Consider the following 6,796-nt stretch of genomic DNA (forward strand, 5'->3'; position numbering starts at 1 on the left):
AAAACTTGTGTATCACCTTTTGTTCGCTTATAATGAAAGTATCAATCAAAGGAGGCTCATTAATCTATGAGTGATCGTAAACAAGCGTTAGAAATGGCATTACGCCAAATCGAGAAACAATTCGGTAAAGGCTCAATCATGCGCCTTGGTGAAAATACAGATCAGCAAGTTTCAGTTACCCCGTCAGGCTCAATCGCCCTTGACATCGCCCTCGGTGCCGGTGGCTACCCGCGCGGTCGTGTCATTGAAGTATACGGACCTGAATCGTCAGGTAAGACAACAGTGGCGCTCCACGCCATCGCTGAAGTCCAAAAACGTGGCGGACAAGCAGCCTTCGTCGATGCGGAGCACGCACTCGACCCGAAATACGCCCAAAACCTTGGCGTCAATATCGATGAGTTGCTCTTGTCACAACCGGACACAGGGGAGCAGGCGCTCGAAATCGCGGAAGCCCTCGTCCGTTCTGGTGCGGTCGATATCCTCGTCGTCGACTCGGTTGCGGCACTCGTCCCGAAAGCCGAGATTGAAGGGGAGATGGGTGACTCACACGTCGGTCTTCAAGCCCGCCTCATGAGCCAAGCGCTCCGTAAATTGTCTGGTGCGACGAACAAGTCGAAGACGATTGTCATCTTCATCAACCAAATCCGTGAGAAAATCGGGATCATGTTCGGTAACCCGGAAACGACACCTGGTGGTCGTGCCCTCAAGTTCTACTCGTCGGTTCGTCTCGAGGTCCGTCGTGCCGAAACGCTCAAACAAGGCCAAGACATGGTCGGGAACCGGACGAAAATCAAAGTCGTCAAAAACAAGATTGCGCCTCCGTTCAAGACGGCGGAAGTCGACATCATGTATGGTGAAGGCATCTCGCGTGAAGGTGAGCTCATCGACATCGGAGCCGACCTCGATATCGTTCAAAAGAGCGGCGCCTGGTACTCGTACAACGAAGAGCGTCTCGGTCAAGGCCGTGAGAACGCGAAGCAGTATATGAAAGAGAACCCGTCTGTGGCCGCATCGGTCGAAGAACGCATCCGTGACCACTACGGTCTCAACGGTGAAAAGACGGTCACAGTCGAAGCCGACAACGATGACGTCCTTTCGCTTTTAGATGAAGAATAAGCAACGTATCTCGCCTGACACAGTTCGGGCGAGATTTTTTTAATATAATTTTTTTCGCGGATTGGTAGTTCTATCCTGTCCTTGCATTGCATTCTAACAGCTAAATAAGTACAATAAAGCTATACGCGGGCTCGCTCGCGTTTTCATTCATGAAAAAATAAAATAACCTTGCGAAAGGGAGGTGAACATGATGGAATGGCTATATTGGCTAATTCTGATCCTCCTTTTGCCGATAGCTTTTGTTGCAGGTTTTTTTGTGCGTAAATCGATCGCCGAAGCGAAGATTCAAGGTGCCGAGACGGAAGCGACCAAGATTGTGGAGCAAGCGCGCCAACAATCGGAAGCGATGCAAAAAGAAGCACGGCTTGAAGTAAAAGAAGAGATGATTCAACTTCGCAATGAGACCGAACAAGAATTGCGCGAACGACGTGAAGAGCAGAAAGTGAAAGAAAATCGTTTCGTCCAAAAGGAAGAGCTTCTCGACCGGAAAGCAGACATGCTCGAACGGAAAGAAGATGCCTTGGATGAACGTGAGGCTGCACTCGCGAAACGGAAGCGTGAAGCGGAAACGCTCGAGAGCAAAGTGGAGGAATTATATGAGGAGGCACGCCAAGAACTAGTGCGCGTGGCAGCCTTGTCGAAAGAAGAAGCACGGACCATCATCATGGACGAAGCGAAGCAGGAAGCGCTTCACGATGCTGCTCTCCTTCAAAAAGAAATCGAGCAAAAAGCAAAATTAGAAGCTGATAAAAAAGCGAAACACCTCTTGTCTCTCACGATGCAACGTTACGCGGCCGAACATGTCGCCGAGACGACCGTATCTGTCGTCAACTTGCCGAGTGATGAGATGAAAGGTCGCATCATCGGACGTGAAGGACGTAACATCCGCACGCTCGAGACGCTCACCGGCATCGACCTCATCATCGATGACACCCCGGAAGCGGTCATCCTATCAGGATTCGACCCGGTCCGTCGTGAAATCGCCAAGATGACGCTCGAGAAACTCGTTCAAGACGGTCGGATTCATCCGGCACGCATTGAAGAGATGGTCGAGAAATCGCGTCGTGAAGTCGATGAGCGCATCCGTGAATACGGGGAAGAAGCGACATTCTCAGCCGGCATCCACGGTGTCCACCCGGACCTCGTCAAGACGCTCGGTCGGATGCGTTACCGGACGAGTTACGGTCAAAACGTGCTCGCCCATTCGGTCGAGGTGGCCCACCTCGCCGGCATGATGGCCGCCGAGCTCGGGGAAGACGTCACGCTCGCCAAGCGAGCGGGTCTCCTCCACGACATCGGGAAAGCCATCGACCATGAAGTCGAAGGCAGCCACGTCGAGATCGGTGTCGAGCTCGCCACGAAGTACAAAGAGCATCCAGTCGTCATCAACTCGATTGCCTCGCACCATGGGGACGTCGAAGCGACGTCGACGATCGCGGTTCTCGTCGCGGCGGCTGACGCCTTGTCAGCGGCACGTCCAGGAGCCCGTCAAGAGACGCTCGAAAGTTATATCCGACGCCTTGAGCGCCTCGAAGCGATTTGTGAGTCGTTCGAAGGAGTCGAGAAGTCATATGCCATCCAAGCGGGACGTGAAGTCCGGATTATCGTCCGCCCAGACGTCGTCGATGACGTCGTGGCGAACAAGATGGCCCGCGACATCTGTAAACGGATCGAAGATGAGCTTGACTATCCAGGCCAAATCAAAGTGACGGTCATTCGCGAAACGCGTGCCGTCGATTATGCGAAGTAACAAGAGCGGAGACATTCTCCGCTTTTTCTATTGGAGGAGGACATACTCATGAAAATCTTATTTATTGGCGACGTGGTCGGAAAACCAGGCCGTGACATCTTGAGCGGCCAAATCGGACGCTTAAAGAGCAAGTATAGTCCGACGTTCATGCTCGTCAACGGTGAAAACGCAGCGAACGGACGCGGTATTACAAAAAAAATCTACCAACAATTTCTCGAGCTTGGGTTCCATGGCGTGACGATGGGGAATCATACTTGGGACAACCGTGACATCTTCGACTGGATCGATGATGCCGATCGCATCGTCCGCCCGGCCAACTATCCGGACGGCACGCCGGGCGTCGGCATGATGGTGTTGAGACAAGGCGGGAAGAAGCTCGCCGTCATCAATGTGATGGGGACGGTGTTCTTACCGTCGCTCGACTGCCCGTTCCGCACGGTCGACGCGCTCGTCGAAGCGATTCGCGGCGAGGTCGATGCGATTTTCGTCGACATGCACGCCGAGGCGACGAGTGAGAAGATTGCGATGGGGTATCATCTCGACGGGCGTGTTCAAGCCGTCGTCGGTACCCATACGCACGTCCAGACGGCCGACAACCGCGTATTGAACAACGGCACGGCATACATCACCGACGTCGGGATGACTGGTCCGCTCGACGGGGTGCTCGGTATGGATGCCGAGGTCGTCTTGAGAAAATTCATGACACAACTCCCGGTCCGGTTTGAAGTTGCCGAGGGACGGGAACAATTAAATGGAGTTTTAATCACCATCGATGACCAATCGAAACGAGCCACAAAAATCGAACGCATACACCTAGATGATCAGACCGTATGGTTTGATTGAACAACCTACCCGAGGGGGAAACAAGAATGGACGTACTCAAAGTTTCGGCAAAATCGAATCCTAACTCCGTGGCGGGTGCACTCGCTGGCGTACTTCGTGAAAAAGGAACGTGTGAGATTCAAGCAATCGGCGCCGGGGCGCTCAATCAGTCTATCAAAGCGGTCGCAATTGCGCGTGGTTTCGTCGCGCCGAGCGGGCTGGATTTGATTTGTATTCCGGCGTTCACCGATATTTTAATCGACGGAGAAGAACGAACGGCAATCAAGCTCATCATCGAACCTCGGTGAGCTTGCGGTCGGGACATAGGTCCTATTCTTGTAAGAGAAGCCATCGGCGCGGATGGCTTCTCTTTTTTGTCCGGAAAAAGAGACGTTCTATCTTCTCAGGTTCGCCATTTTATGACAAGATGAAAGAGAACGTGAAGTTCGATCAAGAGATGAAGAGGGGGACGTTTTCAATGGAACAGCTCGTGTCTACGACAGAGAAGGAAGCAACGACACCTGTGATGAAAGCGATTCAAAAACATACGGCCGGATTCGGGGCGAAGTTGGTCGAGGTGCCAATCCCGACGCCAGGCGCCGGACAAGTGTTAATCAAAGTAAAGGCGACATCGATTTGCGGGACCGATGTCCACATCTATGAATGGGACGACTGGGCGAAGAGCCGGGTCAAACCACCATATGTGTTCGGTCACGAGTTCGCTGGGGAAGTCGTGGCGCTCGGGGAAGGGACGAAACGCATCCAGGTCGGACAGACCGTGTCGGCCGAGACGCATATCGTCTGTCACCAGTGCAAGCAGTGTCTACGGGGGCAGTATCACATCTGTAAGAACACGAAAATCATCGGTGTCGACACGCAAGGCTGTTTCGCCGAGTACGTCGTCATGCCAGAAGAGAACTTGTGGGTCAACCCTGAGTCGATGCCATCGAAGCTCGCCTCGATTCAAGAGCCGCTCGGCAACGCTGTCCATACGGTGCTCGCCAGTGACGTGTCGGCCAAGTCGGTCGCCATCGTCGGTTGTGGACCGATCGGACTCATGGCCGTCGGTGTCGCCAAGGCGGCCGGTGCGAGCCGCGTCTATGCGATCGACGTCAACCCGTATCGCCTGGAGCTCGCTGAGCAGATGGGGGCGAACGTCGTCATCAATAGCCTCGAGCAAAACCCACTCGAACTGATCATGGATCAGACGGATGGGGACGGTATCGACGTCGTCTGTGAGATGAGTGGGCATCCGGTCGCCATCGACCAGGCGTTCAAGATGGTCACGGCGGGCGGAGACGTCAACGTGTTGTCGCTCCCGGCGAAACCGGTCGCCATCGATTTGACGCGCGACGTCGTCTTCAAAGGGGTCCGCGTCCAAGGCATCACCGGTCGCAAGATGTACGAGACGTGGGGCCAAGTGTCGACATTACTCGCGACAGGTCAATTGAACGTCGAACCGATCATCACGCACGTGTTCAAGCTCGAGGAGTTCGAGCAAGGTTTCGAGCTCATGCGGGCCGGGAAGTGCGGTAAAGTGGTCTTATTACCATAAACAGGGGGAATCGATATGGCATTTGAACATATTACAGAAGCAGTCAATGAAATGAAACAAGCGGGCACGTTCCGCTCGCTCGTACCGCTCGAATCAGCACAAGGAAACGAGGTCACGATCGATGGCAAGTCGCTCGTCCAGCTGTCGTCGAACAACTATCTCGGACTCGCCAACCATCCACGCTTGAAACAAGCGGCCATCGAAGCGGTCGAACAGTTCGGTGCGGGCACAGGTTCGGTCCGGACGATTGCCGGGACGTTCGAGATGCACGAGGCGTTCGAGCGCGAGCTCGCCGAGTTCAAACATACGGAAGCGGCGCTCGTGTTCCAGTCGGGCTTTGCGACGAACCTCGGTGTCTTGTCGGCCCTCCTCGGCCCAGAAGACGTCGTCATCAGTGACGCACTCAACCACGCCTCGATCATCGACGGCATCCGGTTGACGAAAGCGGCCCGCCGCATCTATAAGCACGTCGACCTCACCGATTTAGAGGCGGCGTTGAAAGAGACACAAGACTACCGGACGCGTCTCATCGTCACGGACGGCGTCTTCTCGATGGACGGCAATATCGCACCGCTCCCAGAAATCGTCGAACTCGCCGAGAAGTATGACGCGGCGGTCATGGTCGACGATGCGCACGCCTCGGGCGTACTCGGGCAAAACGGTCGCGGCACGGTCAACCACTTTGGTCTCGACGGACGCGTCGCGCTCCAAGTCGGGACGCTGTCGAAAGCGATCGGTGTCCTCGGCGGCTATGTCGCCTGTTCGAACGACGTGCGTGACTTCTTGATTCAAAAGGGCCGTCCGTTCTTGTTCTCGACGTCACACCCGCCAGCGGTCGTCGCGGCGAACCGTGAGGCGATTCGTGTCATGAAAGAAGAGGAAGAACTGTTCGACAAATTGTGGGCGAACACCGAGTTCTTCAAGACGGGTCTTCGTGACCTCGGTTTCGATATTGGCCATGCGACGACGCCGATTACGCCGGTCATGCTCGGCGAAGAGACGCTCGCACACACGTTCTCGGACAAGCTGAAAGACCACGGCGTGTTCGCACAGAGCATCACCTTCCCGACGGTCGAGAAAGGTAAGGCCCGGATTCGGACGATCGTGACGGCGGAACATACCCGTGACGACCTCGAACGTGCGCTCGCTGCCTTCAAGGCGGTCGCCGAAGAATTGAATGTCACGCTTCACGCGTAAGATTGAACTGCAGACGATTCGTCTGCAGTTTTTTTGTTGGGGTGATGTAGACGTGAGATAAACCATCATGCCCATCCGTTCATTCATTTGCAGTTTTTGGTAGACATATAGGAGGGCAGGCTCTAAAATTTGAACAGGTGAGCACTCGGTGTTCATTATTTTATTTCAAATACCACATTTATATAAAAAAGGGAGTCACAAGAAAGATGTTAGCGATTGACCTATTTTTAATTGCTTGTCTAGGTATCATTTTATCTACCGCCGGCATGTATTTGTTATGTGAACTACTCACCACTTGCTTGCTTCGCAACCTGAAGTGGGAGTTTCTTGGGAAGACCGTACTTTTACTAGCTACG

Annotated in this window: 6 protein-coding genes; all 6 read left to right on the forward strand. The window is 54.0% G+C overall.

Features of this window, described 5'->3' with window-relative positions:
- The first annotated feature begins 66 nt into the window (after positions 1–66).
- The 6 genes from recA to DPV68_RS07095 all read left to right on the forward strand — a co-directional run bounded on the left by recA (position 67) and on the right by DPV68_RS07095 (position 6,440).
- Positions 67–1,116, forward strand: coding sequence for a recombinase RecA (gene recA, locus DPV68_RS07070; RefSeq protein WP_021067612.1), 1,050 nt, complete (start codon positions 67–69; stop codon positions 1,114–1,116).
- A 187-nt stretch (positions 1,117–1,303) separates the two neighbouring features.
- A complete protein-coding gene (gene rny / locus DPV68_RS07075; protein ID WP_114166070.1) occupies positions 1,304–2,866 on the forward strand; it encodes a ribonuclease Y in 1,563 nt (520 codons plus the stop codon).
- A 48-nt stretch (positions 2,867–2,914) separates the two neighbouring features.
- Positions 2,915–3,709, forward strand: a complete 795-nt coding sequence (locus DPV68_RS07080; RefSeq protein WP_114166071.1) for a TIGR00282 family metallophosphoesterase — start codon at positions 2,915–2,917, stop codon at positions 3,707–3,709.
- Positions 3,710–3,735: 26 nt separating this feature from the next.
- Positions 3,736–3,996, forward strand: coding sequence for a stage V sporulation protein S (locus DPV68_RS07085; protein ID WP_024371608.1), 261 nt, complete (start codon positions 3,736–3,738; stop codon positions 3,994–3,996).
- 170 nt (positions 3,997–4,166) lie between these two features.
- Positions 4,167–5,243, forward strand: coding sequence for an L-threonine 3-dehydrogenase (tdh, locus tag DPV68_RS07090; RefSeq protein WP_114166072.1), 1,077 nt, complete (start codon positions 4,167–4,169; stop codon positions 5,241–5,243).
- 15 nt (positions 5,244–5,258) lie between these two features.
- Positions 5,259–6,440, forward strand: a complete 1,182-nt coding sequence (locus tag DPV68_RS07095; protein WP_114166073.1) for a glycine C-acetyltransferase — start codon at positions 5,259–5,261, stop codon at positions 6,438–6,440.
- Positions 6,441–6,796 lie beyond the last annotated feature (356 nt).

Source organism: Exiguobacterium sp. TNDT2 (assembly GCF_003331145.1).
Lineage (GTDB): Bacteria > Bacillota > Bacilli > Exiguobacteriales > Exiguobacteriaceae > Exiguobacterium.

Excerpts from the sequence above, each read along its gene's own strand:
- recA (WP_021067612.1), top strand. The coding sequence starts at position 67 with ATGAGTGATCGTAAACAAGCGTTAGAAATGGCATTACGCCAAATCGAG.
- rny (WP_114166070.1), top strand. The coding sequence starts at position 1,304 with ATGATGGAATGGCTATATTGGCTAATTCTGATCCTCCTTTTGCCGATA.
- DPV68_RS07080 (WP_114166071.1), top strand. The coding sequence starts at position 2,915 with ATGAAAATCTTATTTATTGGCGACGTGGTCGGAAAACCAGGCCGTGAC.
- DPV68_RS07085 (WP_024371608.1), top strand. The coding sequence starts at position 3,736 with ATGGACGTACTCAAAGTTTCGGCAAAATCGAATCCTAACTCCGTGGCG.
- tdh (WP_114166072.1), top strand. The coding sequence starts at position 4,167 with ATGGAACAGCTCGTGTCTACGACAGAGAAGGAAGCAACGACACCTGTG.
- DPV68_RS07095 (WP_114166073.1), top strand. The coding sequence starts at position 5,259 with ATGGCATTTGAACATATTACAGAAGCAGTCAATGAAATGAAACAAGCG.